The 24,633-nt window shown below is 67.4% G+C and carries 25 protein-coding genes; 22 read left to right on the top strand and 3 right to left on the bottom strand.

Features of this window, described 5'->3' with window-relative positions; all coding sequences use genetic code 11:
• Positions 1-99: 99 nt before the first annotated feature.
• A complete protein-coding gene (locus QP552_RS16210; protein WP_043400521.1) occupies positions 100-1,965 on the top strand; it encodes an ABC-F family ATP-binding cassette domain-containing protein in 1,866 nt (621 codons plus the stop codon).
• Between the two features lie 91 nt (positions 1,966-2,056).
• On the opposite strand, the gene ampR is transcribed toward QP552_RS16210, so the two are convergent.
• Positions 2,057-2,920, bottom strand: coding sequence for a LysR family transcriptional regulator AmpR (gene ampR / locus QP552_RS16205; protein WP_286074054.1), 864 nt, complete (start codon positions 2,918-2,920; stop codon positions 2,057-2,059).
• 175 nt (positions 2,921-3,095) lie between these two features.
• Between ampR and blaL2 the strand changes: the two genes are divergently transcribed.
• The 3 genes from blaL2 to QP552_RS16190 all read left to right on the top strand — a co-directional run bounded on the left by blaL2 (position 3,096) and on the right by QP552_RS16190 (position 6,005).
• Positions 3,096-4,007 carry a L2 family extended-spectrum class A beta-lactamase gene (gene blaL2 / locus QP552_RS16200; RefSeq protein WP_286074053.1) on the top strand — a complete coding sequence of 304 codons (912 nt, stop codon included), beginning with the start codon at positions 3,096-3,098 and terminating at the stop codon, positions 4,005-4,007.
• An 85-nt stretch (positions 4,008-4,092) separates the two neighbouring features.
• Entirely contained in the window at positions 4,093-5,307 is a 1,215-nt protein-coding gene (locus QP552_RS16195; protein ID WP_106549595.1) for a cation:proton antiporter, read from the top strand.
• Positions 5,308-5,360: 53 nt separating this feature from the next.
• Positions 5,361-6,005, top strand: a complete 645-nt coding sequence (locus QP552_RS16190; RefSeq protein WP_286074052.1) for a hypothetical protein — start codon at positions 5,361-5,363, stop codon at positions 6,003-6,005.
• A gap of 91 nt (positions 6,006-6,096) precedes the next feature.
• Here the strand turns inward: QP552_RS16190 and QP552_RS16185 are convergent, their stop codons facing one another.
• A complete protein-coding gene (locus QP552_RS16185; protein WP_106549596.1) occupies positions 6,097-6,840 on the bottom strand; it encodes a DUF3011 domain-containing protein in 744 nt (247 codons plus the stop codon).
• A 157-nt stretch (positions 6,841-6,997) separates the two neighbouring features.
• On the opposite strand from QP552_RS16185, the gene aspS reads away from it, so the two are divergent.
• From aspS to queC, 18 genes are all read left to right on the top strand, one after another.
• Positions 6,998-8,749, top strand: a complete 1,752-nt coding sequence (aspS, locus tag QP552_RS16180) for an aspartate--tRNA ligase (RefSeq protein WP_197619932.1) — start codon at positions 6,998-7,000, stop codon at positions 8,747-8,749.
• Positions 8,750-8,765: 16 nt separating this feature from the next.
• Entirely contained in the window at positions 8,766-9,083 is a 318-nt protein-coding gene (locus QP552_RS16175; RefSeq protein WP_099552810.1) for a DNA primase, read from the top strand.
• 31 nt (positions 9,084-9,114) lie between these two features.
• The gene (locus tag QP552_RS16170) at positions 9,115-9,636 is read left to right on the top strand and encodes a GNAT family N-acetyltransferase (protein ID WP_005410760.1); all 522 of its coding nucleotides are present in this window, start codon (positions 9,115-9,117) and stop codon (positions 9,634-9,636) included.
• Between the two features lie 75 nt (positions 9,637-9,711).
• Positions 9,712-10,344, top strand: a complete 633-nt coding sequence (locus QP552_RS16165; protein WP_043035110.1) for an alpha/beta fold hydrolase — start codon at positions 9,712-9,714, stop codon at positions 10,342-10,344.
• 265 nt (positions 10,345-10,609) lie between these two features.
• Positions 10,610-11,341 carry a YebC/PmpR family DNA-binding transcriptional regulator gene (locus QP552_RS16160; RefSeq protein WP_099552808.1) on the top strand — a complete coding sequence of 244 codons (732 nt, stop codon included), beginning with the start codon at positions 10,610-10,612 and terminating at the stop codon, positions 11,339-11,341.
• Between the two features lie 105 nt (positions 11,342-11,446).
• A complete protein-coding gene (ruvC, locus tag QP552_RS16155; RefSeq protein WP_006386268.1) occupies positions 11,447-11,968 on the top strand; it encodes a crossover junction endodeoxyribonuclease RuvC in 522 nt (173 codons plus the stop codon).
• Positions 11,969-11,981: 13 nt separating this feature from the next.
• Positions 11,982-12,575 (top strand): Holliday junction branch migration protein RuvA, encoded by a 594-nt coding sequence (gene ruvA / locus QP552_RS16150; RefSeq protein WP_005410756.1) that lies wholly within the window; start codon positions 11,982-11,984, stop codon positions 12,573-12,575.
• 118 nt (positions 12,576-12,693) lie between these two features.
• On the top strand, positions 12,694-14,544 hold the full coding sequence (locus tag QP552_RS16145) for a potassium transporter Kup (RefSeq protein WP_180848865.1): 1,851 nt from the start codon (positions 12,694-12,696) through the stop codon (positions 14,542-14,544).
• A 466-nt stretch (positions 14,545-15,010) separates the two neighbouring features.
• The gene (ruvB, locus tag QP552_RS16140) at positions 15,011-16,051 is read left to right on the top strand and encodes a Holliday junction branch migration DNA helicase RuvB (RefSeq protein ID WP_005410754.1); all 1,041 of its coding nucleotides are present in this window, start codon (positions 15,011-15,013) and stop codon (positions 16,049-16,051) included.
• On the top strand, positions 16,041-16,472 hold the full coding sequence (ybgC, locus tag QP552_RS16135) for a tol-pal system-associated acyl-CoA thioesterase (RefSeq protein WP_106551053.1): 432 nt from the start codon (positions 16,041-16,043) through the stop codon (positions 16,470-16,472). Before ruvB ends, ybgC begins: the two co-directional genes overlap by 11 nt.
• Before the next feature lie 10 nt (positions 16,473-16,482).
• The gene (gene tolQ, locus QP552_RS16130) at positions 16,483-17,262 is read left to right on the top strand and encodes a protein TolQ (RefSeq protein WP_006438802.1); all 780 of its coding nucleotides are present in this window, start codon (positions 16,483-16,485) and stop codon (positions 17,260-17,262) included.
• Between the two features lie 24 nt (positions 17,263-17,286).
• A complete protein-coding gene (tolR, locus tag QP552_RS16125; RefSeq protein ID WP_005410751.1) occupies positions 17,287-17,715 on the top strand; it encodes a protein TolR in 429 nt (142 codons plus the stop codon).
• The gene (gene tolA, locus QP552_RS16120) at positions 17,705-18,760 is read left to right on the top strand and encodes a cell envelope integrity protein TolA (protein WP_286074051.1); all 1,056 of its coding nucleotides are present in this window, start codon (positions 17,705-17,707) and stop codon (positions 18,758-18,760) included. Before tolR ends, tolA begins: the two co-directional genes overlap by 11 nt.
• A 284-nt stretch (positions 18,761-19,044) precedes the next feature.
• On the top strand, positions 19,045-20,364 hold the full coding sequence (gene tolB / locus QP552_RS16115) for a Tol-Pal system beta propeller repeat protein TolB (RefSeq protein ID WP_032128528.1): 1,320 nt from the start codon (positions 19,045-19,047) through the stop codon (positions 20,362-20,364).
• Between the two features lie 64 nt (positions 20,365-20,428).
• The gene (gene pal / locus QP552_RS16110; RefSeq protein WP_005410748.1) at positions 20,429-20,947 is read left to right on the top strand and encodes a peptidoglycan-associated lipoprotein Pal; all 519 of its coding nucleotides are present in this window, start codon (positions 20,429-20,431) and stop codon (positions 20,945-20,947) included.
• Positions 20,948-20,950: 3 nt separating this feature from the next.
• Entirely contained in the window at positions 20,951-21,769 is an 819-nt protein-coding gene (gene ybgF / locus QP552_RS16105; protein ID WP_033832980.1) for a tol-pal system protein YbgF, read from the top strand.
• 237 nt (positions 21,770-22,006) lie between these two features.
• Positions 22,007-22,708 (top strand): 7-carboxy-7-deazaguanine synthase QueE, encoded by a 702-nt coding sequence (gene queE, locus QP552_RS16100; RefSeq protein ID WP_049432735.1) that lies wholly within the window; start codon positions 22,007-22,009, stop codon positions 22,706-22,708.
• A 78-nt stretch (positions 22,709-22,786) separates the two neighbouring features.
• Positions 22,787-23,452 carry a 7-cyano-7-deazaguanine synthase QueC gene (gene queC, locus QP552_RS16095; protein ID WP_043400548.1) on the top strand — a complete coding sequence of 222 codons (666 nt, stop codon included), beginning with the start codon at positions 22,787-22,789 and terminating at the stop codon, positions 23,450-23,452.
• 211 nt (positions 23,453-23,663) lie between these two features.
• On the opposite strand, the gene QP552_RS16090 is transcribed toward queC, so the two are convergent.
• The gene (locus QP552_RS16090) at positions 23,664-24,620 is read right to left on the bottom strand and encodes a DUF2268 domain-containing putative Zn-dependent protease (protein ID WP_286074050.1); all 957 of its coding nucleotides are present in this window, start codon (positions 24,618-24,620) and stop codon (positions 23,664-23,666) included.
• Positions 24,621-24,633 lie beyond the last annotated feature (13 nt).

Genomic DNA, 24,633 nt, shown 5'->3' with positions numbered 1-24,633 from the left:
GCATCCCGGGGCGCGTCAAGTATTCGTTAACGCTAGAATTGCGTCGCAGGAACAGTGCTCACCAGCACATTCCATTCGGTTATATGGACCCCTCCCCCGATGATCTCCCTTCGTAATTTCGCCTTGCGCCGCGGCGAGCGGCTGCTGTTGTCCAATGTCGACCTGACCCTTCACGCCGGTTACCGGGTGGGCGTGGTCGGCCGCAACGGTGCTGGCAAGTCCAGCCTGTTCGCGGCGGTGAAGGGCGAGCTGGAGGCCGACAAGGGTGACGTCGACCTGCCCGGCAAGGTCCGTATCGCCAGCGTGGCGCAGGAAACCCCGTCGCTGCCGGACCCGGCGCTGAGCTTCGTGCTGGGCGGTGACATCGAAGTGGCCGCGGTTCTGGCCGCCGAGGCCGAGGCGACCGCCCGTGAAGACTGGGAAGCGGTGGCTGAGGCGCACACGAAGATGGCCGAGCTCAATGCCTACGATGCCGAAGCGCGCGCCGGCAAGCTGCTGCACGGCCTCGGTTTCCCGGCCGAGACCCATCACCGCGCGGTGTCCTCGTTCTCCGGCGGCTGGCGCGTGCGCCTGAACCTGGCGCGCGCGCTGATGATGCCCAGCGACCTGCTGCTGCTGGACGAACCGACCAACCACCTGGATCTGGACGCGGTGTACTGGCTGGAACAGTGGCTGCTGAAGTACCCGGGCACCCTGCTGCTGATCTCGCATGACCGCGAGTTCCTCGACAACGTGGCCACCCACACCCTGCACCTGCACGGTGGCGGCGCCAAGCTCTACCCGGGTGGCTACACCGATTTCGAGCGCCAGCGCGCCGAACAGCTGCGCCAGCAGCAGATCGCGCACGAGAAGGAACAGGCCGAGCGCGCCCACCTGCAGAGCTTCATCGACCGCTTCAAGGCGCAGGCCAGCAAGGCCGCGCAGGCGCAGAGCCGCATGAAGCGCCTGGCCAAGCTGGCCGGCACCGAAGCGGTGCGTGCCGAGCGTGAGTTCCGCATCGAGTTCGCGCCGCCGGCCAAGCTGCCGTTCTCGCTGATCCGCCTGAACCACGTCGAGGCCGGCTACGGCAAGGACGCGGTGATCCTGCACAACGTCGGCTTCGGCCTGGAAGCGGGCCAGCGCATCGGCCTGCTTGGCCCGAACGGCGCCGGCAAGACCACGCTGGTGAAGACCCTGGTGGGCGAACTGGCACCGATCGTCGGCGAGCGCATGGCGCACCCGGACCTGAAGATCGGCTACTTCGCCCAGCACACGGTGGAGTCGCTGCACGAAGGCCAGTCGCCGATGGAGCACTTCCGCGAGATCGCCCCGGATGCGCCGAACCAGTCGTTCCGCGATTTCCTCGGCAAGTGGAACTTCCCCGGCGACCGCGCATTCGAGCCGGTCGATGGCTTCTCCGGTGGCGAGCGCGCACGACTGGCGCTGGCGCTGATCGCCTGGCAGCAGCCGAACGTGCTGCTGCTGGACGAACCGACCAACCACCTTGACCTGGAAATGCGCGAAGCGCTGGCCGAAGCACTGGCCACTTTCGAGGGCGCGATCGTGATGGTCTCGCATGACCGCCACCTGATCGGCCTGGTCTGCGATACCTACTGGCGCGTGGCCGATGGCGTGGTCGAGCCGTTCGACGGCGACCTCGACGCCTACGCCGCCTGGCTGCGTACCCGCCCGCAGGCACAGGGCACCAAGGCGCGCATGGAGCAGGTGGAAGAGCCGGTGGTGGTCAAGACCGCGCCGGTGGCGCAGGTGGTGCAGAAAAAGCCGGTGAACCCGCACAAGCTGGCTGCCGCCGAAGCCAAGGTGGCCGAGCTGGAAGGCGCCCTGGCCGAACTGGACCGGCAGTTGGCCGACCCGGCCAACTATGCCGATGCCACGCGCATGGCCGTGATTGGCCGTGACCGCGAAACCGCTGCCGCCCAGCTTGAAAAGGCCGAAGCGGCCTGGATGGAACTGCTGGAGTCCTGATTCCACCGGTAGCGCCGGGCCATGCCCGGCGGCTTTTCCGATCCGTTGCGCTCGCCGGGCATGGCCCGGCGCTACCCACGTCGCCTGTGTTTCATCCCTGCGCCTGCAGCCACTCGCGGAAGCGCTTGGCCGGCTCACGTTCGGCGCGCGAGCGCAATCGCGTCAGCCAGTAACGCCCCAGGTCAAGCGTGGTGCCGAACGGCTGCAGCAGGCGGCCCTCGGCCAGCTCCTGCTCGAACATGCGCAGCGGCAGCAGCGCCACGCCGGCGCCACCGGCGGCCGCCATCGCGACCGTCAACGAGGAATCGAATACCGGCCCGCGCGCTTCCACGCCGCTGACCCCGGCCGCCTGCAACCAGCGCGGCCACTCGTCGCTGCGGTAGGAGCGCAGCAGCGGCAGCGTGCCCAGGTCACGCGGCTGCTTCAGGCGCCGTGCCAGCGCCGGTGCGCACAGCGGCGCAAACGGCGCATCGAGGATCGCCGTGCAGGCCTGGCCCTGCCAGTCGCCATCACCAAAGCGGATCGCCAGGTCCAGCCCTTCACCGGCCAGGTCGATGCGGTTGTTGTGGGTCTGCAGGCGCAGCTCGATGTCCGGATGCGCGCTCTCGAACGCAGCCAGTCGTGGCAGCAGCCAACCAGTGGCGAAGGTGCCGACCACGCCCAGGGTCAGCACCTCACGCGCAGGTCCGCCGGTGTAACGCGCGATGCTGGCCGAGAGGCGCTCGAACGATTCGTTGAGCACGGGATACAGCGCCGCACCTTCATCGGTGAGGGCAACGCCACGTGGCAGCCGATGGAACAGGCGGATGCCGAGCCGATCCTCCAGCCCGCGGATCTGATGGCTCAGCGCCGCCTGGCTGACACACAGCTCCAGTGCGGCCCGTGTGAAGTTCTGGTGGCGGGCGGCGGCTTCGAAGGCACGCAGCGCGTTCAGCGGCAGGGTGGGGTGCAGCATTGCGCAGTCGTGAGCTGGAGTGATGGCTGATCGTAACCCGTTATCTGTAAGTGCCGTCAATTACGGTGTTGAATGCGACAAGCATGAGTTAATCTAATGCCTGGCGATGATTTTTTGCGCTGGTCGTGCCCGGAGGGGGGCGCCAATAATCGAACGGTCCCCAGGAGAACCCCGCATGCTCGCCCGTCGCCGATTCCTGCAGTTCAGTGGTGCCGCCGTTGCTTCCTCGCTCGCCCTGCCGTTGCTGGCACGTGCGGCGGGCGCGCCGCACGCCGCCGCCCCGACCGATACCGCCATCACCGCCGCCAGCGATTTCGCCGCGCTGGAGAAGGCCTGCGCAGGACGCTTGGGCGTGACCCTGCTCGATACCGCCAGCGGTCGCCGCGTCGGCCATCGCCAGGACGAGCGTTTCCCGATGTGCAGCACCTTCAAGAGCATGCTGGCCGCGACCGTGCTCAGCCAGGCCGAGCGCACTCCTTCGCTGCTCGACCGGCGCGTGCCGGTGCGCGAGGCCGACCTGCTCTCGCACGCACCGGTGACCCGCCGCCATGCCGGCAAGGACATGACCGTGCGCGATCTGTGCCGGGCCACCATCATCACCAGCGACAACACGGCCGCCAACCTGTTGTTCGGCGTGGTCGGCGGGCCGCCAGCGGTCACCGCGTTCCTGCGTGCCAGCGGCGATACGGTCAGCCGCAGCGACCGGCTGGAGCCGGAAATGAACAGCTTCGCCGAAGGCGACCCGCGCGACACCACCACGCCGGCGGCGATGGCGGGTTCGCTGCAGCGTGTGGTGCTGGGGAAAGTGCTGCAGCCGGCATCGCGCCAGCAGTTGGCCGACTGGTTGATCGACAATGAAACCGGCGATGCCTGCCTGCGGGCGGGACTGGGCAAGCGCTGGCGGGTGGGCGACAAGACCGGCAGCAATGGCGAGGACGCGCGCAACGACATTGCCGTGTTGTGGCCGCGCGCGGGCGGCGCACCGTGGGTGCTGACCGCCTATCTGCAGGCCGGCGCGATCAGCAACGAGCAGCGCGCCCTGGTGCTGGCCCAGGTGGGCCGGATCGCCGATCGACTGATTGGATGAGGTAACCGGGGTCATTCAAACGTGGCTTGCCGGATCGGTTCGGCGCGCGCATCCTGCGCGCGTTCGAACCCCACGGAAGACCCCGATGAGCCATGAGTTGATCTACCTGCTGCTGATCTTCGCGCTGCTGGTGATCCCGCGCGCGCTGCAGCGTTTCAGCCTGCCCGCACCACTGACCTGCCTGCTGTTCGGCATCATCGGCATGCTCTGGCTGGGCGACCAGGCCCACGATGCGGTGATCGGCCTGCTGGCCACGCTGGGTATTTCCTCGCTGTTCCTGTTCGCCGGCCTGGAAGTGGACCTGCAGGCGCTGCGTCGTGGCATGTGGCCGCTGTTGGCGCACCTGGTGATCCGCAGTGCGACGTTGTTCGGCGTTGGCTGGCTGGCCTGGCGTTACGCAGGGCTGCCGTGGCAGGCCGCGGGCCTGCTGGCGCTGGCGCTGCTGACGCCCTCCACCGGTTTCATCATGGATTCGCTGTCGCGGCTGGGCCTGAGCGAAGACGAGCGGTTCTGGGTGACCAGCAAGGCCATTGCCGGCGAACTGCTGGCGCTGGCGGCGTTGTTCATCGTGCTGCAGGCCGGTGACCCGGGCCACATGGCGCTGTCCAGCCTGGCCCTGCTGGCGATGATGGTCGGCCTGCCGCTGCTGTTCATCGCGCTGGGACGCTGGGTGGCGCCGCATGCCCCCGGCTCGGAATTCTCGCTGCTGGTGATGGTCGGCATGGTGGCGGCCTACATCACCTACCTGCTGGGCGTGTATTACCTGGTTGGCGCGTTCATCGCCGGGCTGGTCGCGCGCCTGCTGCACCAGCGCATGCCGCTGCTGGCCTCGCACGAGAACCTGCACGCGTTGCGCCTGTTCGCGTCGTTCTTCGTGCCGTTCTACTTCTTCAATGCTGGCACCAAGGTGCCCAGTGAAGCACTCAGCTTCGAGGCGCTGGGGCTGGGCATCGTGATCACCCTGGTGGTGCTGCCGCTGCGCATCGGCGTGGTCTGGCTGCAGCGCCGGGTGATGTTTGGCGAGAGCTTCCGCAGCAGCCTGCGGGTCTCGTTGGCGCTGGCACCGACGCTGATCTTCACCCTGGTACTGGCGGCGATCATGCGCGAGCGCTTCCAGATTCCGGCGGTGCTGTTCGGTGCGTTGCTGCTGTATGCCGCGTTGACCACGCTGCTGCCGTCGCTGGTGTTCCGTACACCGTTTGACGTTGATCCGGTGGAGCAGGAGCCGGCCGGCGAGGGCGAGGCCGCACCGGTGGCGGCGACCGAAGCACTGCCGGCAGCACCGTCTGCCGAGCGCTGAGCGGACCTGGCGCGCGGTTTGCGCCCATCGGCCATGGCCGTTAGGGTTGGGGCATGAGACCGATTGCCGTTGCCACTACCGCCGCCCTCCTGCTCAGCCTCGCTGCGTGCACGCAGCGCTCCGATACGGTCGCCCATGACCTGGCGACCGCACCGGCCGATGCGTTCATGGCCGCCATCGCCGCACATTGCGGCCAGGCCTACGCAGGCAAGGTGGTGGAGGACACGCCGGCACCGACCGGCAAGGATCCGTTCGCCGGGCAGCGCCTGGTGATGCATGTGCGCGGCTGCGCCGATCCGGCGCATGAGCTGCGCATCCCGTTCCATGTCGGTGATGACCACTCGCGGACCTGGGTGCTGACCCGCACGCCGAACGGGCTGCGCCTGAAACACGACCATCGCCACGAAGACGGCAGCCCCGACGCAATCACCCTGTACGGTGGCGACAGCACGCCGCCGGGAACTGCCGAACGTCAGCAGTTCCCGGCCGATGCCGATTCGGTGGCGATGTTCCGCCGTGCCGACATGCTGGCTTCCACGCACAACACCTGGGCGATGGAGATCGATCCGGACCAGACGTTCGTCTACGAGCTGACGCGCCCGGAGGGCCGCCGGTTCCGCGTGCAGTTCGACCTGAGCAAGCCGGTCGATCTGCCGCCACCGCCCTGGGGTGATGAGGCCGCGCAGCCAGTCCGGTAGCGCCGGGCCGTGCCCGGCGGGTTTTCTGCGGTTGACCGCGCCACTGCGCTCGCCGCCACTGCGCTCGCCGGGCATGGCCCGGCGCTACCCCTCAACGCGTACCGAAGCGCGCGCGGCAGCCGTTGCTCACCCACACCTGGCCGCGCGAGTAACCCCAGCTGCGGCCTTCCTGGCAGGCGCTGCCGGACAGCTGCTGCTGCAGCACCGGCCGGCCCTGGCGATCATCCCAGTCGCAGGTCTGCGAACGATTGTTGTTGCTGCTGCAGGTGACGGAATAGTTGCTGTTGCCACCGCCCCAGCCGCCACCACCACCACCCCAGCCGCGGGCCTCGGCGAATTCGGCGCGGCAGCCATTGCTGACCCACACCGCGCCGTTGCGCACGCCCCAGGTACGGCCCTCGTCGCAAGGGCTGCCGGACAACTGGCGGACCAGGCGGGCATTGCGCCAGCCGACCGGGCAGCTGCGCTCGCGATTGTTCTGGCTTTCGCAGCGGATGGTCTCGCCGGGTCGACCGTTGTTGCCGCCCCAGCCACCGCCATTGCCGCCGCCCCAGCCACCACGGGCCTCGACGAACTCGGCGCGGCAGCCGTTGGTGACCCAGATGCTGCCATTGCGGCTGCCCCAGGTGCGGCCTTCCTCGCAGGGGCTGCCAGACAACTGGCGGACCAGCTGCGCGCCGCGCCAGCCGGTGTTGCAGACCCGTTCGCGGTTGCTCTGGCTTTCGCAGCGGATCACCCCGTTCTGCGCAGAGGCGGACGGGGCGGGCAAGGTAAGGGTGCCCAGGGCACCAAGGCTGAGGGTCACGGCCAGGCTGGCCAGGGACAGCGGTTTCATGGCGGCATCCCATACGGTGGCAGGTGCCCGACTATAGGGAGGGGGACGATCAAGCCGGTGTGACTGGCCGGATTTGCCCCAGCCGGGGCCTCGGCCGCAGAATACGAGGCTTTCCGGCCCCCATCCGGTGCCGGCGTTCTCCAGCGGAGCTTCCCCCATGCGTACCCACTTCTGCGGCCTGGTCGACGAGACCCTGATTGGCCAGACTGTCACCCTCGCCGGCTGGACCGACGTGGCCCGTAATCAGGGCGGCGTCTGCTTCATCGATCTCCGCGATCATGAAGGCATCGTGCAGGTGACGGTGGAGGTCGACAATGCCGAAGTGTTCGCCGTGGCCGCGTCGCTGGGCTACGAGGACGTGCTGCAGGTGGAAGGCGTCGTGCGCGCCCGCCACGCGGTGAACGACAAGATGCGCACCGGCAAGGTGGAAGTGATCGCCACCGCCATCACCGTGCTGAACAAGGCCGCGCCGCTGCCGTTCCACGCCCACGAGAACCCGGGCGAGGAAACCCGCCTGAAGTACCGCTACCTGGACCTGCGCCGCCCGGAAATGCAGCGCATGCAGCGCACCCGCATCAAGCTGGTGCAGGCCCTGCGCCGCCACCTGGACGAGAAGGGCTTCCAGGACATCGAGACCCCGATCCTGACCAAGGCGACCCCGGAAGGCGCGCGCGACTTCCTGGTGCCGGCGCGCATGCACCCGGGCGAGTTCTACGCCCTGCCGCAGAGCCCGCAGCTGTTCAAGCAGATCCTGATGGTGGCCGGCTTCGACCGCTACTACCAGATCGCGCGCTGCTTCCGCGACGAGGCCCTGCGTGCCGACCGCCAGCTGGAGTTCACCCAGCTGGACATGGAATTCGCCTTCGTGCGCGAGCGCGACGTGCAGGATTTCGTCGAGGACATGATCCGCGCCATCTTCAAGGAAGTGGTGGACGTGCAGCTGGATGCCAGCTTCCCGCGCATGACCTGGGCTGAAGCCATGCGCCGCTACGGCTCGGACAAGCCGGACCTGCGCATCGCGCTGGAACTTGTGGACGTGGCTGAACTGGTCAAGGACAGCGAGTTCCCGGTGTTCACCGGCCCGGCCAATGATGCCGAGGGCCGCGTGGCTGCGCTGCGCATCCCGGGCGGTGCGTCGCTGTCGCGCAAGCAGATCGACGAATACGCCGCGCATGCCGCCAAGTACGGCGCCAAGGGCCTGGCCTACATCAAGATCGCCGACAACGGCGAAGTCAGCTCGCCGATCCAGAAGTTCTTCAGCGAAGCGTCCTTCGCCGCGCTGGTCGCCCACGTCGGTGCCGGCAACGGTGACATCGTGTTCTTCGGCGCCGGTGGCTACAACAAGGTCTCCGACTTCATGGGCGCGCTGCGCCTGAAGGCCGGCAAGGACTTCGGCCTGGTCGCCGAGGGCTGGGCGCCGCTGTGGGTCACCGACTTCCCGATGTTCGAGTGGGACGAGGAAGAACAGCGTTACGTCGCCCTGCATCACCCCTTCACCGCACCGGCCGTGGACGATATCGCCGACCTGCGCGCCAATGCCCGTACCGCCGTCTCGCGCGGCTATGACATGGTGCTCAACGGCAATGAAATCGGCGGCGGTTCGATCCGTATCCACCGTCCGGACATGCAGAGCGCGGTGTTCGAGCTGCTCGGCATCGGTGCCGAAGAGGCCCGTGCCAAGTTCGGCTTCCTGCTCGACGCGCTGAACTATGGCGCGCCGCCGCACGGTGGCATCGCCTTCGGCATCGACCGCATCGCCGCGCTGATGGCCGGCACCGAGTCGATCCGCGACGTCATCCCGTTCCCGAAGACCACCGGTGCACAGGATCTGATGACCGACGCGCCGTCGCCGATCGTCGACGCGCAGCTGGCCGAAGTGCACATCCAGGTTCGCCCCAAGACCAACTGATCAGGAGATCCAGGCAATGACCGAGTTCGCGTTTTCGCTGGAGTGGGAAAAGCTGGGCAATGAAGGCGCCGAGGCCAATCTGGTCACCGAGCGTGCACGCGTGTTCGGTGGTTGGCTGGTCCGCGTCGGTACCAACCCGGCGGCGATGGCCCTGACCTTCGTCGCCGACGGCGAAGGCCGCTGGGACGGTGAAGACTTCGGCGTCGAGGATTACGAAGACGACGAAGAGGAAGAGTACGACGAGGACGAGGAAGGCGAGGAAGAAGAGGACGAAGAGGAATACGAGGAAGAGGACGAGGAAGACGAAGAAGCGGAATCGTCGGAAAAGGCTTGACCGCCCCTCCGCGCTGACGTCAACTTCCTGCATGTATTCGATCCGCCGCGCCACTGTGGACGACGCGCCGACCCTGTCGGCGCTGGCCGCCCGCACGTTCACCGAAACCTTCGGCCATCTGTATCCGCCGCAGGATCTCCAGGCCTTCCTTGAGGAGGCCTATACGGTCGAGCGCCAGCGCGTGATCCTGGCCCACCCGGATTACGCGGTGTGGCTGCTGGAACTGGACGGGGAGGCGGTCGGCCATGCCGCCGCCGGCCCCTGTGGCCTGCCGCACCCGGACGTGAAGCCCGGTGACGGCGAACTCAAGCGCCTGTACCTGATCAAGACCCAGCAGAGCTGTGGCTGGGGCAGCCGCCTGCTGGAAACCGCACTGGCCTGGCTGGAACACGAAGGCCCGCGCACCCTGTGGTTGGGCGTGTGGTCGGAAAACTTCGGCGCACAGCGCTTCTACGCCCGCTACGGTTTCGAGAAGGCCGGCGAATACCTGTTCCCGGTGGGCGACACGAACGATCTCGAATTCATCCTGCGCCGCGCACCGCGCGCGGCCTGATGTTCACCGCCGCTTGCTGCGCGCGCGTGTTCAATCACCGTACGTTCCTGCCCCGCTGACTGCCAGGCTGTTTGCATGACTCCCCCCGTATTGCTGCTGCATGGCATCTGGAATGCCCGCGCCTGGGTCGGGCCGCTGGCCTGGCGCCTGCGCGCGCGTGGCTTCCAGGTGCACGCGTTTGGTTATTCCTCGGTGTTCGGTGGCCCCGACGTGGCCGTGCCGCAGCTGCTGGAGCGGCTGGCAGATGCCGGCCCGTTGTCGCTGGTCGGCCACAGCCTGGGCGGGCTGCTGGCGCTGGAAGCGCTGCGGCGCAATCCGCAGCTGCCGGTGCAGCGCGTGGTCTGCCTGGGCTCGCCGCTGCGCGGCAGTGGCACCGCGCGCTCGTTGTCCGATCATGGCTGGGGCCTGGCGCTGGGCCGCAGCAGCGAGCTGCTGCTGGATGGCCTGCCGGACTGGCAGGGCAAGGCCGAGGTCGGCCTGATCGCCGGTTCGGTACCGCACGGTCTGGGCAGCCTGCTGGGCGCGATGGACGACGCCTCCGATGGCACCGTGGCCCTGGCCGAGACCCGGCTGCCGGGCCTGGCCGACCATTGCGTGGTGCGTACCAGCCACAGTGGCCTGGTGGTCTCGCCCGACGCTGCCCGGCAGACCGCGCATTTCCTGCGCCACGGCCAGTTCGACCACAGCCGCGACGCCGCCGCCGCATGAGGTGGTGGGTGCGAACCTTGGTTCGCACGCTTTTCGCCGGGCATGGCCCGGCGCTACCGGCCTGCCTGGGTGGGGGCGTACCGTCCTGCCCTGGTGGGTGCGAACCTTGGTTCGCACGCTCTTCGCCCGGCAATGCCCGGCGGCGGTAGATCCACGCCATGCGTGGATGGCGCCTTCCCGGCATCACTTCGCCCTAGACACGGTTGCCGCCCCCGATCAGGTAGAATCCGCGCCTTGATCCTGAAGCAGCCAGACGGTAGCACCCATGGGTAGAGGCCCCTCCATCGAAGCCCGCAAGAACGCGTCCGACGCGAAGCGCGGCAAGATTTTCACCAAGATCATCCGTGAGATCGGCGTTGCCGCGCGCGGCGGTGGAGGCGACCCCAACAACAACCCGCGCCTGCGCGTGGCGATGGACAAGGGCCTGGCCGTGAACATGTCCAAGGACGTGATCGAACGCGCCATCAAGAAAGCCACCGGTGAACTGGAAGGCGTCGATTACGAGGAAATCCGCTACGAGGGCTACGCCCCGGGTGGCGTGGCCGTGATCGTCGACTGCCTGACCGACAACCGCGTGCGCACCGTGGCCGATGTCCGCCATGCGTTCAGCAAGTGCGGCGGCAACATGGGCACCGAAGGCTCGGTGGCCTTCATGTTCAAGCGCCTGGGCGTGCTCAGCTTCGCCCCGGGCGCCGACGAGGAAGCCATCACCGAGGCGGCCATCGAGGCCGGCGCCGATGACATCGTGGTCTATCCGGACGACGGCTCGATCGATGTGGTCACCAGCCCTGACGCGTTCAACGCGGTCAAGGATGCAATGACCGCTGCGGGCCATGTCGCCGACCACGCCGAGATCACCTTCCGCGCCGACAACGACATCAAGGTCGAAGGCGACGTCGCCCTGCAGGTCAAGAAGCTGCTGGACATGCTGGAAGACCTGGACGACGTGCAGGACGTGTACTCCAACGCCGAACTCGGCGCCGACGCCTACGCCTGAGCCGTCTTCGACGGCCTGGGCGCGGGCCGTTGAACGGTCACCGCGGACAGTCATGAGCCCATACGCCTGCCAGCGCATTCCGTTCCGCCCCGCCAGGAGCGCAGCATGACCCGCATCCTCGGCATCGACCCCGGTTCGCAGCGGACCGGGGTCGGCATCATCGATGTCGACGCCACCGGCCGCGTCAGCCACGTGCATCACCAGCCGCTGGTGCTGCTGGGCGCCGACGACTTCCCGCAGCGCATGAAGCTGCTGGTGCTGGGCCTGGCCGACCTGTGCCGCGAATACGAGCCACAGGAAGTGGCCATCGAACGCGTGTTCATGGCGCGCAACCCCGATTCGGCGCTGAAGCTGGGCCAGGCCCGTGGCGCGGCGATCTCGGCCGTGGTGCTGCGCGACCTGCCGGTGCACGAATATGCTGCCAGCGAGATCAAGCTGGCCGTGGTTGGTCGTGGTGGCGCCGAAAAGCAACAGGTTCAACACATGGTCGGGCTCATGCTCAACCTGAAAACCAAGCTGCAGGCCGACGCGGCCGACGCGTTGGCGGTGGCGATCACCCATGCCCACGTAAGGGCGACGGCCAACCGCCTGGGGCTCAGTGCCCGCCAGGCGTGGGGCCGCAAATGAGGAGCTGCACGCAATGATCGGTCGACTGCGCGGCATCGTCGCCTACAAGGCGCCGCCGTGGCTGGTGGTGGACGTGAACGGAGTGGGCTACGAGCTGGAGGCGCCGATGAGCACCTTCTATGACCTGCCCGAGCTCGGCCGCGAGGTCACCCTGTACACCCATTACTCGCAGAAGGAAGACAGCGTCTCGCTGTACGGCTTCCTGCGCGAGGGCGAGCGGCGCCTGTTCCGCGACGTGCAGAAGGTCAGTGGCATCGGCGCGAAGATCGCGCTGGCCGTGCTGTCCGGCGTCACCGTCGAGGAGTTCGCGCGCATGGTCCAGGCCGGTGACATCACCGCGCTGACCCGCATTCCGGGCATCGGCAAGAAGACCGCCGAGCGCATGGTGCTGGAGCTGCGTGACCGCGCTGCCCAGTTCGGTGCCGGCGGCGCGCTGCCCACCGGCAGTGGCCCGGCCCCGGCCGACCCGCTGTCCGATGCCACCGTGGCGCTGCAGCAGCTGGGCTACAAGCCGGCTGAAGCCGCCCGCATGGCCCGGGATGCCTTCAATGAAGGCGACGAAGTAGCCACCGTGATCCGCAAGGCGCTGCAGTCGGCGCTGCGCTGATCCGCCTTCCTTTCCTTCAACGAACCGCCTGAGCTTCGCCAGGAGTCCCATGTCCAGCAGTCAAACCCCGCACGCAGCTGCCCCCGGCGGCCACGGTCACGCTCCTCCAGCCGGAGGCATGGCGCTGATCATCGGTGCGATCGGCGTGGTCTTCGGCGATATCGGTACCAGCCCGCTGTACACCCTGAAGGAGGCGTTCTCGCCGCACTACGGGCTCAACAGCGACCACGACACCGTGCTGGGCGTGCTGTCGCTGGCGTTCTGGGCGCTGAACATCGTGGTCACGCTGAAGTACGTGACCATCATCATGCGCGCCGACAATGACGGCGAGGGCGGCATCATGGCGCTGATGGCGCTGACCCAGCGCACCCTGCGCAACGGGTCGCGCTCGGCCTATGTGGTGGGCATCCTGGGCATCTTCGGCGCCTCGCTGTTCTTCGGCGACGGCGTGATCACCCCAGCGATCTCGGTACTGGGCGCGGTCGAAGGCCTGGAGGTGGCGGCCCCCGGCCTGCATGCCTTCATCGTGCCGATCACGGTGGTGGTCCTGTTGATGGTGTTCGCCGCGCAGCGCTTCGGTACGGAGAAGATCGGCAAGGCGTTCGGCCCGATCACCTCGGTCTGGTTCATTTCGCTGGCGGCGATCGGCATCTACAACATCGTCGACGCTCCGGAAGTGCTGAAAGCCTTCAACCCGTGGTGGGCGATCCGCTTCTTCATGGAGCACAGCTGGCACGGCATCTTCATCCTCGGTGCGGTGGTACTGGCGGTGACCGGCGGCGAAGCGCTGTATGCCGACATGGGCCATTTCGGCGCCAAGCCGATCCGCCACGCCTGGTACTTCTTCGTGCTGCCGTGCCTGGTGCTGAACTACCTGGGGCAGGGCGCGCTGGTGCTCAACCATCCCGAGGCGCTGAAGAACCCGTTCTTCGAGGCCGTGCCGTCGTGGGCGCTGTACCCGATGATCATCCTGGCCACGATGGCGGCGGTGATCGCCTCGCAGTCGGTCATCACCGGCGCGTTCTCGGTCTCGCGCCAGGCCATGCAGCTGGGCTACATCCCCCGCATGCGCATCAAGCACACCTCGCACGACACCATCGGCCAGATCTACATCCCGGGCATCAACTGGGGCATCGCGGTGATGGTGATCGGCCTGGTGCTGGCCTTCCGCAGCTCGTCCAACCTGGCCGTGGCCTACGGCATCTCGGTGTCGGCCACCATGCTGATCGATACCCTGCTGCTGGCCCTGGTCGCGCGCTCGCTGTGGCCGAAGGCGCGCGCCTGGCTGCTGCCGCTGTGCGTGGTGTTCTTCATCATCGACCTCGGCTTCGTCATCGCCAACGGCGCCAAGCTGCTGCAGGGTGCCTGGTTCCCGGTGGTGCTGGGCATCTTCCTGTTCACCATGATGCGCACCTGGCGCCGTGGCCGCGAACTGCTGCGCGATGAGATCCGCAAGGACGGCATCCGCTTGGATACCTTCCTGCCGGGCCTGATGCTGGCACCGCCGGTGCGCGTGCCGGGCACCGCCGTGTTCCTCACCGCCGACCCGACCGTGGCCCCGCATGCGCTGATGCACAACCTGAAGCACAACAAGGTGCTGCACGAGCGCAACGTGTTCCTGCACGTGGTCACTCTGCCGGTGCCATACGCGCCGGAGGGACAGCGGCTGAAGATCGAATCGGTGGGCGACGAGTTCTACCGGGTCTACGTGCGCTTCGGCTTCATGGAGACCCCGGACGTGCCGCTGGCGCTGATGCGCTCGTGTGACCACGGCGGCATCTATTTCGACCCGATGGACACCACCTTCTTCGCCAGCCGCGAGACCATCGTGGCCACCGCCAACCGCGGCATGCCGATCTGGCGCGACAAGCTGTTCGCGCTGATGCACCGGAATGCCGCGCCCGCGACCGGCTTCTTCCGCATTCCAGGCAACCGTCTGGTCGAGCTGGGCGCGCAGGTGGAGATTTAATCTCCACCTGCGCTACGTCCCACGATTTGCTGCGCAAACCGTGGGCCCCGCACGCATTCCACCTTATCCCTCCGCCTGTCGGCGCGCCCCCTTGAACAACAAGGGGGCTCCGCTTGCGGAGGCACCGCGCGCCAGAAGCTGAGCCAACTCTCCCCCTCTGTTCCATCCACGCATGGCGTGGATCTACCGTGTCGACCAAGGTCGACACCCACCAAGAGCAGGCCATGCCATTCCGGCAGATTGCGCAGATCTGTCGAAGGCGGGGTGGGTCCGGTTGCGGGGGTGTCCGCGGCATGGATGCCGCGGCCAAGCCCCCAAGGACGGGTTCACGGCGTCCCCCGCGACCGGACCCACCCCGCCATCCCCAGTGGATTCGCATTTGACGTTGCCGTTGCCGTTGCCGTTGCCTCTGCGGGTGCCGGGCGCAGCCCGGCCGAAACCCGTACTTTTGCCGCATAATCAGCACATGACCGACGACCGCATCATCGGCGCCGGCGCCACCCGCGAGGATGACGCCGCCGACGCCAGCATCCGCCCCAAGCGCCTTGCCGACTACCTCGGCCAGGTGCCGGTGCGCGAGCAGATGGAAATCTACATCCAGGCGGCCAAGGGGCGTGGCGACGCGCTCGACCACGTACTGATCTTCGGGCCGCCGGGCCTGGGCAAGACCACCCTCAGCCACGTCATCGCCAACGAACTGGGCGTGGCCCTGCGCGTGACCTCCGGCCCGGTGATCGAGAAGGCCGGCGACCTGGCCGCGCTGCTGACGAACCTGCAGCCGCACGACGTGCTGTTCATCGACGAGATCCATCGCCTGTCGCCGGTGGTGGAAGAAGTGCTGTACCCGGCGATGGAAGACTTCCAGATCGACATCATGATCGGCGAGGGCCCCGCGGCGCGCTCGATCAAGATCGACCTGCCGCCGTTCACCCTGATCGGCGCCACTACCCGTGCCGGCCTGCTGACCGCGCCGCTGCGCGACCGCTTCGGCATCGTCCAGCGCCTGGAGTTCTACAGCGTCGAGGAACTGACCCGTATCGTGCGCCGCTCCGCCAGCATCCTCGGCATCGACTGCACCGCCGATGGGGCAGGGGAGATCGCGCGCCGCGCGCGGGGTACCCCGCGTATCGCCAACCGCCTGCTGCGCCGCGTGCGCGACTACGCCCAGGTCAAGGCCGGTGGCCACATCGACGAGCCGGTGGCCCAGGCCGCGATGAAGATGCTCAAGGTCGACCCGGAAGGCTTCGACGAGCTTGACCGGCGCCTGCTGAAAACGATGGTGGACTACTTCGACGGTGGCCCGGTCGGCATCGAATCGCTGGCCGCGGCGTTGTCCGAAGAGCGCGGCACGCTGGAAGACGTGGTCGAGCCCTACCTGATCCAGCAGGGCTTCCTGGTGCGCACTGCGCGTGGCCGCATGGCCACCCACAAGGCCTACCGGCACATGGGCCTGAAGCCCAAGAACCCGCCGCAGGACCTGTTCGCCGAGGTTCCCGATGTCGGTTGAGCCGCGATTCAGTTGGCCGACACGCATTTACTGGGAAGATACCGATGCCGGTGGCGTGGTCTACCACGCCCGGTACGTGGCCTTCATGGAACGGGCCCGGACCGAATGGATGCGCGCGCTGGGCTACGGCCAGGAGCGCATGCGCATCGAGCACGGCATGATCTTCGCGGTGCGTTCGATGCAGATGGATTTCATCAGGCCGGCACGGCTGGATGACACCCTGCAGGTGAGCGCCCGCCTGGTCCAGCTGAAGAAGGCCAGCATGGTCTTCGAGCAGCAGATCCTGCGCGATGGCGAACTGCTGCTGTCGGCCCAGGTCCGCATCGCCGCACTGGAAGCGGCCAGTTTCCGCCCGCGTGGCATGGACGACGCCGTCCTTGCCATGCTGCAACCCCACCTCCACCCCGAATCCGAACTTTGAGGAACAACGGATGATCGCAACGCTCCTGGCCCTGCAGGCCACGGTCACCGAGGCACTGCCGGCCGATGTCAGCAACGCCGCGACCCAGACCCTTGCCCAGGCCACCACCGGCGGCGGCATCAACTACCTCGAGCTGATGGCCAAGGCCAGCCTGCCGGTGAAGATCATCGTGCTGCTGCTGCTGGTCGGCTCGTTCGTCAGCTGGGTGATCATTTTCCGCAAGGCCCGCGTGTTCAAGCAGGCCACCCGTGAAGCCGACGAGTTCGAGAACCGTTTCTGGTCCGGCGCCGACCTGGGCAAGCTGTACAGCTCGGCCACCGACCGCAGCCGCAATGTCGGCGGCCTGGAAGCCATCTTCGAAGCCGGTTTCCGCGAATACACCCGCCTGCGCGACAAGCGCCGGCTGGATGGCCGCGCGCAGCTGGAAGGCGCACAGCGTGCCATGCGCACCACCTACACCCGCGAAGTGGACCAGCTCGAGCGCAACCTGGAGCTGCTGGCCAACATCGGCTCGACCGCGCCGTACGTAGGCCTGGTCGGCACCGTGTTCGGCATCATGGTGACCATGCACGACATGATCAGCAGCGGTGCGCAGGCCGGCATCGCCGCCGTCGCCCCGGGCATCTCCGAAGCGCTGTTCGCCACCGCCATCGGCCTGTTCGTGGCCATCCCGGCAGTGTGGGCCTACAACCGCTTCACCACCCGCGTAGAGCGCATGTCGGTGCGGTTCGAGACCTTCGCCGAAGAGTTCAGCTCCATCCTGCAGCGCCAGAGCGCTGGCGACGAGTAAGCGCCTGACCCGGGAGTCCAAGCCATGTCCGCTGCCATCGGTCGCCGCAAGCGCCGCAAGCTGAAATCGGAAATCAACGTCGTTCCCTACATCGACGTCATGCTGGTGCTGCTGATCATCTTCATGGTCACCGCGCCGCTGCTCACCCTGAGTTTCGACGTCGATCTGCCGCAGTCCAATGCCAAGGCGCTGGAAAGCAAGCAGGACCCGGTGATCGTCTCGGTGCGCCAGGACGGCCAGCTCAGCCTGAAGCTGCCCGATGCCAAGGAACCGACCGCCGTGTCGGCCGAGGAACTGGAAGGCCGCCTGGCCGGCATCGCCGCCCAGGACAAGGGCGTGCGCGTGATCGTCGCCGCCGACCGTGCCGTGGCCTATGAAAAGGTCATCGCCGCGATGGATGTGATCAAGCGCGCCAAGGTAGACAAGGTAGGCCTGGCCACCGATGCACGCTGACGCCCTGCCACCCCCGCAGCAGCGCGAACCCGGCTGGGGCCTGCCCCTGGCGCTGGCGTTGCTGGTGCACCTGCTGGTCGCGCTGGTCTTCATCGTGGCCTGGTTCTGGTCGCCGGAGCGCAACACCGACGCCGCCGCCGGTGATCCGTCGGTCGAGGCCAGCCTGGCGCTGTCTGCGTCCGAGGCCTCCGCTGCGCGCCAGGCCCTGCGCCAGTCGGAAAAGCTGGAAGACCTGCCGCCGCCGGTGGCCGAGCCGGTCCCGGTGCCGGAAGACACCATTCCGCCGCCGCAGCCGATCCTCGAGCCGCGCCCGCAGGACGCCCCCACGCCGCAGCAGCAACAGGCGCAGGAGCGTGTCGCGCAGCCGGACACCAAGGACCAGGAAGCAGTGAGCGCGCTGGCCATCTCGCAGGAGAAGGCCAAGCAGGAGCAGGAAGCCAAGCGCCGCCAGGAGCAGATCGACCTGACCGAACGCAAGCGCCAGGAAGAAGCGGAGCAGAAGCTGCGCCTGGCCAAGCAGCAGGAAGCGGACGAGAAGAAGAAGCAGGCCGAGCAGGAGCGCGTGGCGGCTGACAAGGCCGAGGCCGAGAAGCAGAAGAAGATCGCCGAGATCCGTGCCCGCCGCGAGCAGGCCGAGAAGGAAGCCAAGCTGGCCGAACAGAAGCTGCGCCAGGTGGCCGCCGCGCGCAACGCTGCCGGCAGTGCCGCCGCCGGTGCCAGCGGTGCATCCCAGCCGGCCGCCGGTGGCGGTGGCAACAGCGACGATCTTTCGGCCAAGTACGCAGCCGCCATCCAGGCCAAGGTACTGTCGCAGTGGGTGCGCCCGGATACGGTGCCGCTGGGCCAGCGCTGCCAGATCACCATCACCCAGATTCCGGGTGGCACGGTGATGCAGGCCAAGGTCAGCCCGAACTGCCCGTACGACGAGGCCGGCAAGCGTTCGATCGAAGCCGCCGTGCTCAATGCGCAGCCGCTGCCGTATCGCGGCTTTGAATCGGTGTTCGCGCGCACGCTCAACTTCACCTTCACCGCCCAGGATCGCTGAAGCGGCCGGGCAGGGCGGCCAGCGTGGCCGCTCGTACCCACGGTTGTCGTGCCTGCCTCTGGTGGGCCCGGTCCCGGCCGGGCAGTCTGTGGACTGCTGTCGAACACCGCCCCGCAGGGCGGCGTGACGGGGCGGGCGGGCGCGATGTTAGCCACGACGTTAACGGTGCGTGAGAGGACGGGCTGGAACTGACCCGGAATTCACGTACCCTTGGTTCATGATTGCGAAGCGGTTCACTTCCGCTTTGTTATCCCTCGTTCCGGTTTCCCCCTATTGAGCGCTCCATGAAAAAGATGCCTCGCTGGCTTGCCGTGTTTGCGGCCCTGTTGCTGCCCTTTGCTGCCGTCGCGCAGCAGAAGGGGCTGGATATCGACATCATCGGCGGCAATGCCTCCGCGCTGCCGATCACCATCGTGCCGATGCCCTACCAGGGTTCGGCGGCTGCACCGCAGACCGACGTCGCTGGCGTGGTCCGTGCCGACCTGGAGCGTTCGGGCCAGTTCCGTACGCTGCCCGAAGCGCAGATCGTCGAGAAGCCGGTGCGCGGCGGCGACATCCAGTTCGCCACCTGGCGTGCGCTGAAGCAGAACTACATCGTGGTCGGTCGCGTGCTCGACGCCGGGGCTGGCGCCTATCGCGTCGAGTACGAACTGTTCGACGTGCCCAAGGGCGAGCGCCTGCTGGGCCTGGCGATGACCGCCCGTGGCAACGCCATGCGCGACGTCGCCCACCAGATGGCCGACGCCATCTACGAAAAGATCACCGGCGTGCGCGGTGCCTTCTGGACCCGCATCGCCTACGTGACCGCCAGCGGCAAGGGCGACGCCATGCGCTATGCGCTGATGGTGGCCGACTCCGATGGCTACAACCCGCAGACCATCGTGCGTTCGGCCGAGCCGCTGCTGTCGCCGTCCTGGAGCCCGGATGGCAGCAAGCTGGCCTACGTCAGCTTCGAGCGTGGCAATTCGGCCATCTACATCCAGAACATCGGCACCGGCGCGCGCGAGCTGGTCACCAGCTTCCGCGGCATCAACAGCGCCCCGGCATTCTCGCCGGACGGCCGCAAGCTGGCCCTGACCCTGTCGCGTTCGGGCAATCCAGAAATCTACGTGATGGACCTGGGCAGCAAGCAGCTGACCCAGCTGACCAACCACTTCGCCATCGATACCGAGCCGACCTGGGCGCCGGACGGCAGCGCGGTGTACTTCACCTCCGACCGCGGCGGCCGTCCGCAGGTCTACAAGGTCGGTGCCGGCGGCGGCAGCGCCGAGCGCGTGACCTTCCAGGGCAACTACAATGCCAAGCCCTCGGTGTCCTACGACGGCAAGAAGATCGCCGTCGCCCAGGGCTCGGGCAACAGCTACAAGATCGCGATGATGGACAGCTCGCTGGGTTCGCCGCGCTGGAGCACGCTGTCCCCGGGTTCGCTGGATGAATCGCCGAGCTTTGCGCCCAACGCAAGCATGGTGTTGTACGCCGCCCGCGAAGGTGGCCGTGGTGTGTTGTATGCCGTCTCGGCCGATGCGCGGGTCCGCCAGCGCCTGGTCCTGGCCGATGGTGATGTGCGCGAACCGGCATGGTCCCCATACCGTACCCAGCGCTAAAAGAGTGTTAATATTTTCGTTGTCTTGAACCCCTCATCGGCCTAGGAGCCACAAAGGTATCGCCATGAACAAGTCCACCCGCGTTCTGCTTGTTTCCCTGCTGTCTGTGGCCGTCCTGGCCGGTTGCTCGAAGAAGGTGAAGGAAGAGCCGGCAGCCCCGGTCGACACCGGCACCTCGACCACCACCCCGACCGGTCCGTCGACCTCGGGCCTGTACGGCCCGGGCGACCTGGACACCGACGCTTGCCTGCGCCAGCGCGTTGTCTACTTCGACCTGGACAAGGAAGACGTGAAGCCGGAATTCCAGGCCATCATGGCTTGCCACGCCAAGTACCTGCGTGACCGTCCGTCCTCGCGCATCACCCTGCAGGGTCACACCGACGAGCGCGGTTCGCGCGCGTACAACCAGGCCCTGGGTGAGCGTCGTGGCAACGGCGTCAACTCGGCCCTGCAGGCCAACGGTGGCTCGGCTTCGCAGCTGACCGTCGTGTCCTACGGTGAAGAGCGTCCGGTCTGCACCGAGTCGAACGAGTCCTGCTGGTCGCAGAACCGTCGCGTCGAAATCGTCTACACCGCGCAGTAATCCATGCGCATTGGCATCAAACTGATGCTGGTCGTTGCGGCAGCCCTCGTGGCTGCCGCACCGGCGCATGCACAGCGACAGAGCCTGGCTGACCGTGTCGGCGCGCTCGAGCAGCAGATGTATAACAACAGTGCCAACCAGGACCTGTTGAACCAGATCAACCAGCTGCGGCAGCAGGTCACCAGCCTGCAGGCCTCGATCGAGCAGTTGCAGCACGACAACGCCCAGCTCAAGCAGTCCGCCCAGGACCAGTACCTGGATCTGGACAGCCGCCTGAACCGGTTGGAAGGGGGCAATGCCGCCCCGGCCCTGCCGCCCGTTCCGGCGAGCGCGCCGAAGGCCGCACCGGCCCCGGCAAAACCCGCAGCGGCGGCCACTTCCGAGCGGCCGCCTTCCGTCCATGGTGATGCCGGCAGCCTTGCCGCCACCGGCGACGAGCGCACCTCCTACAACGTCGCCTTCGATTCGCTGAAGGCCGGCAAGTACGATGATTCGGCGCAGCTGTTCCTGAGCTTCCTGCAGCTGTACCCGAACGGCGTCTACGCGCCGAACGCGCTGTACTGGCTGGGCGAGAGCTACTACGCCACCCGCAATTTCCCGATGGCCGAGACCCAGTTCCGTGAACTGCTCGCGCGCTATCCGACCCACGACAAGGCCGCTGGCGGCCTGCTCAAGGTTGGCCTCTCGCAGTATGGCGAGGGCAAGGTCGACCAGGCCCAGCAGACGCTGGAGACCGTCGTGGCGCAGTACCCGGGCTCGGACGCCGCGCGCACCGCCCAGGACCGGCTGCAGTCCATCCGCCTCGGCAAGCAGATCCGCTGATCCGCTGACCGGGCGTACAATAGATGCCCTGTCGAGCCGAGCCCACGCTCGGCTGCTTTCGTTTCCGGATCGGCAAACCCGCCCGGATCCGGTAGCGCCGGGCCATGCTCGGCTGCTCGCGTCGCCGGCTGGGACATACCCGTCCGGTTGCTGTTGTAGAGCCGAGCCATGCTCGGCTGCTTTCGTTACCGGCCACGGTAGCCCACCCGCCACGTGTCCCACCAAGAAGTGCCCGCCATGACCGCCGTTACCCCGTCCAACGCCGTCGCCACCCCCAGCGACATCGTGCAGTCGCCGCTGCCGCGCCTGAAGATCACCGAGATCTTCACCTCGCTGCAGGGCGAAGCCGATACCGCCGGCTGGCCGACTGTGTTCGTGCGCCTGACCGGCTGCCCGCTGCGCTGCCAGTACTGCGACACCGCCTACGCCTTCCACGGCGGCACTTGGTGGGATATCGACGACATCGTGGCCGAGGTGCTGGCCCAGGGCGTGCGCCACGTCTGCGTGACCGGTGGCGAGCCGCTGGCGCAGAAGCGCTGCCTGGTGCTGCTGCAGAAGCTGTGCGACGCAGGCATGGACGTCTCGCTGGAAACCTCCGGCGCACTGGATGTCAGCGCGGTGGACCCGCGCGTATCGCGCGTGGTCGACATCAAGACCCCGGGTTCGGCCGAAGTGGCGCGCAACCGCTGGGAAAACCTGCCGCTGCTGACCGCCCGCGACCAGATCAAGTTCGTCATCTGCAGCCGCGAAGATTACGACTGGGCCAAGGCCCTGCTGGCCGAGCACGATCTGGTCAAGCGCTGCACCGTGTTCTTCTCACCCAGCAAGGGCGAGATCACCGCGCGCCAGCTGGCCGACTGGATCGTCGAAGACCGGCTGCCGGTGCGCTTCCAGATGCAGTTGCATAAAATCCTGTGGAACGACGAGCCGGGCCGATGAGCCCAGGCAACGTTCCCTGATGTAACTCCGGCGCGGGACAGCGTGCTGGCTTTCCCCTCCCAACCGGATGTTTTACCCATGAAGAAGGCAGTCGTGCTTCTCTCCGGCGGCATGGATTCAGCCGCCGTCATCGCCATGGCCCAGGAACAGGGCTTCGCCGTGCATGCCCTGAGCGTGCGCTATGGCCAGCGCCACACCTCCGAACTGGACGCCGCAGCCCGCGTGGCCAAGGCCCAGGGCGTGGTCGCGCACAAGACCGTGGACGTGGACCTGCGCAGCATCGGCGGCTCGGCACTGACCGACGACATCGACGTGCCCGAGGCCGGTGGTGCAGGCATCCCGGTCACCTACGTGCCGGCGCGCAACACCATCATGCTGTCGCTGGCGCTGGGCTGGGCCGAAGTGCTCGGTGCCAATGACATCTTCTGCGGCGTCAACGCCGTGGACTACTCCGGCTACCCGGACTGCCGCCCCGAGTTCGTGGCCGCGTTCCAGGCGCTGGCCAACCTGGCCACCAAGTCGGGCGTGGAAGGCGCGGGCATCAAGGTGCATGCCCCGTTGCAGTTCCTCAGCAAGGGCCAGATCGTCAGTGAAGGCGTGCGCCTCGGCGTGGACTTCGGCCTGACCGTGTCCTGCTACAACGCCGACGCCAACGGCGCCGCCTGTGGCCACTGCGATGCCTGCCGCCTGCGCGCGCAGGGCTTCACCGAAGCCGGCGTGCCGGACCCCACGCTGTACGCCTGAGGTAATGGGGGCTGATGCCCCCAATGGTGGGTGCCAACCCTGGTTGGCATTGAGCGCCGGGCACGGCCCGGCGCTACCGGGCAGGTCTGACTCTGGTGGGTGCCAACCTTGATTGGCACTGTGCGCCGGGCATGGCCCGGCGCTACCGGGCAGGTCTGACTCTGGTGGGTGCCAACCTTGGTTGGTACTGAGCGCCAGGCGCTGCCCGGCGCTACCGCTGCTGCAACCACCCCGACGCCTCGATAAACGCCCGCACCGCGGCCGCATCGGTGTAATCCAGCTCGATCATCCGCGCGATCCCCGCCTTCTCATCGGCCTGCTGGCGCATGTACTCCTGCGCGATGCGATACCCGGCGTAGTAACCCACATCACTCACCCCGAACGGATTTCGGCCGTTGTTGTACAGCCAGTTGTCCAGGTCATCGCCGTCCATCTCAGCGATGAAGCGAGTGCGGATCTCCGCCTCGTGGCTCGTGCCGTAGTGATAGAAGGGCAGTGCCGGCCGACGCCCACTTAACCGCTCTGCCACATACTCGGCCACACCCTCGCGCACCGCGTACTGAGCCAGACTGCCAGTGGTCTCGCGCTGCTGGGTATGCACGTACTCGTGCAGGTTGTTCTGCGCGTTGTTCGCGCCCGGGCGGCTGTCGTAGAAGATCCGCAGGCGATCGCGCATCTTCGCCGGCAGCTCACTCACGTCCACGCGCTCATCGCCCAGCGCCATCTCTGCACCGATTAGCACCTTGTCGCCCAGCGTGGTGCCGCCGGTACGCAGCACGCCCACCGCATAGGTGATGGTGGCCGGGCGCAGGGCAGGGTAGAGCGCACGGAACGCGACCAGATCGCGCTCCAACGAGGCACTGGCCTGCTGTGCGTTGGCGGTGAGCGGTCGTACCGAGGTCCAGAAGCGCGGCCACGCGTTCATGGCCTCGGCGTATTCGCGGGCGGTGTAGTTGCGCACCTGCATCAGCGCATGCAGTCCAGGGCTGCCCGGATCGATGTAGCGCTGCTGGACCAGCGCCACCTGGCGCTCGGCGTCTGGTTCGGCGCGCACCGCGTCGTAGGTGGCCCAGAAGCGGGCGATGTCGTCGGTGACGACCTGGGACGGGGCGGCCAGGGCTGCGCAGGGCAGCAGCAGGGCGGCAATCAGGCTGAAGGGCAGGCGCATCCGGAGTTCCGCG

The organism is Stenotrophomonas sp. 59 (assembly GCF_030291095.1).
GTDB classification, from domain to species: domain Bacteria; phylum Pseudomonadota; class Gammaproteobacteria; order Xanthomonadales; family Xanthomonadaceae; genus Stenotrophomonas; species Stenotrophomonas maltophilia_Q.
Note: the sequence above shows the minus strand (reverse complement) of the source record. Positions and strands in the feature narration are given on the sequence as shown.

Excerpts from the sequence above, each read along its gene's own strand:
- ruvB (WP_005410754.1), top strand. The coding sequence starts at position 15,011 with ATGACCGACGACCGCATCATCGGCGCCGGCGCCACCCGCGAGGATGAC.
- ybgC (WP_106551053.1), top strand. The coding sequence starts at position 16,041 with ATGTCGGTTGAGCCGCGATTCAGTTGGCCGACACGCATTTACTGGGAA.
- QP552_RS16175 (WP_099552810.1), top strand. The coding sequence starts at position 8,766 with ATGACCGAGTTCGCGTTTTCGCTGGAGTGGGAAAAGCTGGGCAATGAA.
- QP552_RS16195 (WP_106549595.1), top strand. The coding sequence starts at position 4,093 with ATGAGCCATGAGTTGATCTACCTGCTGCTGATCTTCGCGCTGCTGGTG.
- tolA (WP_286074051.1), top strand. The coding sequence starts at position 17,705 with ATGCACGCTGACGCCCTGCCACCCCCGCAGCAGCGCGAACCCGGCTGG.
- ybgF (WP_033832980.1), top strand. The coding sequence starts at position 20,951 with ATGCGCATTGGCATCAAACTGATGCTGGTCGTTGCGGCAGCCCTCGTG.
- blaL2 (WP_286074053.1), top strand. The coding sequence starts at position 3,096 with ATGCTCGCCCGTCGCCGATTCCTGCAGTTCAGTGGTGCCGCCGTTGCT.
- QP552_RS16170 (WP_005410760.1), top strand. The coding sequence starts at position 9,115 with ATGTATTCGATCCGCCGCGCCACTGTGGACGACGCGCCGACCCTGTCG.
- tolB (WP_032128528.1), top strand. The coding sequence starts at position 19,045 with ATGAAAAAGATGCCTCGCTGGCTTGCCGTGTTTGCGGCCCTGTTGCTG.
- ampR (WP_286074054.1), bottom strand. The coding sequence starts at position 2,920 with ATGCTGCACCCCACCCTGCCGCTGAACGCGCTGCGTGCCTTCGAAGCC.
- QP552_RS16090 (WP_286074050.1), bottom strand. The coding sequence starts at position 24,620 with ATGCGCCTGCCCTTCAGCCTGATTGCCGCCCTGCTGCTGCCCTGCGCA.
- QP552_RS16160 (WP_099552808.1), top strand. The coding sequence starts at position 10,610 with ATGGGTAGAGGCCCCTCCATCGAAGCCCGCAAGAACGCGTCCGACGCG.
- QP552_RS16190 (WP_286074052.1), top strand. The coding sequence starts at position 5,361 with ATGAGACCGATTGCCGTTGCCACTACCGCCGCCCTCCTGCTCAGCCTC.
- QP552_RS16165 (WP_043035110.1), top strand. The coding sequence starts at position 9,712 with ATGACTCCCCCCGTATTGCTGCTGCATGGCATCTGGAATGCCCGCGCC.
- pal (WP_005410748.1), top strand. The coding sequence starts at position 20,429 with ATGAACAAGTCCACCCGCGTTCTGCTTGTTTCCCTGCTGTCTGTGGCC.
- ruvC (WP_006386268.1), top strand. The coding sequence starts at position 11,447 with ATGACCCGCATCCTCGGCATCGACCCCGGTTCGCAGCGGACCGGGGTC.
- tolQ (WP_006438802.1), top strand. The coding sequence starts at position 16,483 with ATGATCGCAACGCTCCTGGCCCTGCAGGCCACGGTCACCGAGGCACTG.
- aspS (WP_197619932.1), top strand. The coding sequence starts at position 6,998 with ATGCGTACCCACTTCTGCGGCCTGGTCGACGAGACCCTGATTGGCCAG.
- queE (WP_049432735.1), top strand. The coding sequence starts at position 22,007 with ATGACCGCCGTTACCCCGTCCAACGCCGTCGCCACCCCCAGCGACATC.
- QP552_RS16185 (WP_106549596.1), bottom strand. The coding sequence starts at position 6,840 with ATGAAACCGCTGTCCCTGGCCAGCCTGGCCGTGACCCTCAGCCTTGGT.
- QP552_RS16145 (WP_180848865.1), top strand. The coding sequence starts at position 12,694 with ATGGCGCTGATCATCGGTGCGATCGGCGTGGTCTTCGGCGATATCGGT.
- QP552_RS16210 (WP_043400521.1), top strand. The coding sequence starts at position 100 with ATGATCTCCCTTCGTAATTTCGCCTTGCGCCGCGGCGAGCGGCTGCTG.
- tolR (WP_005410751.1), top strand. The coding sequence starts at position 17,287 with ATGTCCGCTGCCATCGGTCGCCGCAAGCGCCGCAAGCTGAAATCGGAA.
- ruvA (WP_005410756.1), top strand. The coding sequence starts at position 11,982 with ATGATCGGTCGACTGCGCGGCATCGTCGCCTACAAGGCGCCGCCGTGG.
- queC (WP_043400548.1), top strand. The coding sequence starts at position 22,787 with ATGAAGAAGGCAGTCGTGCTTCTCTCCGGCGGCATGGATTCAGCCGCC.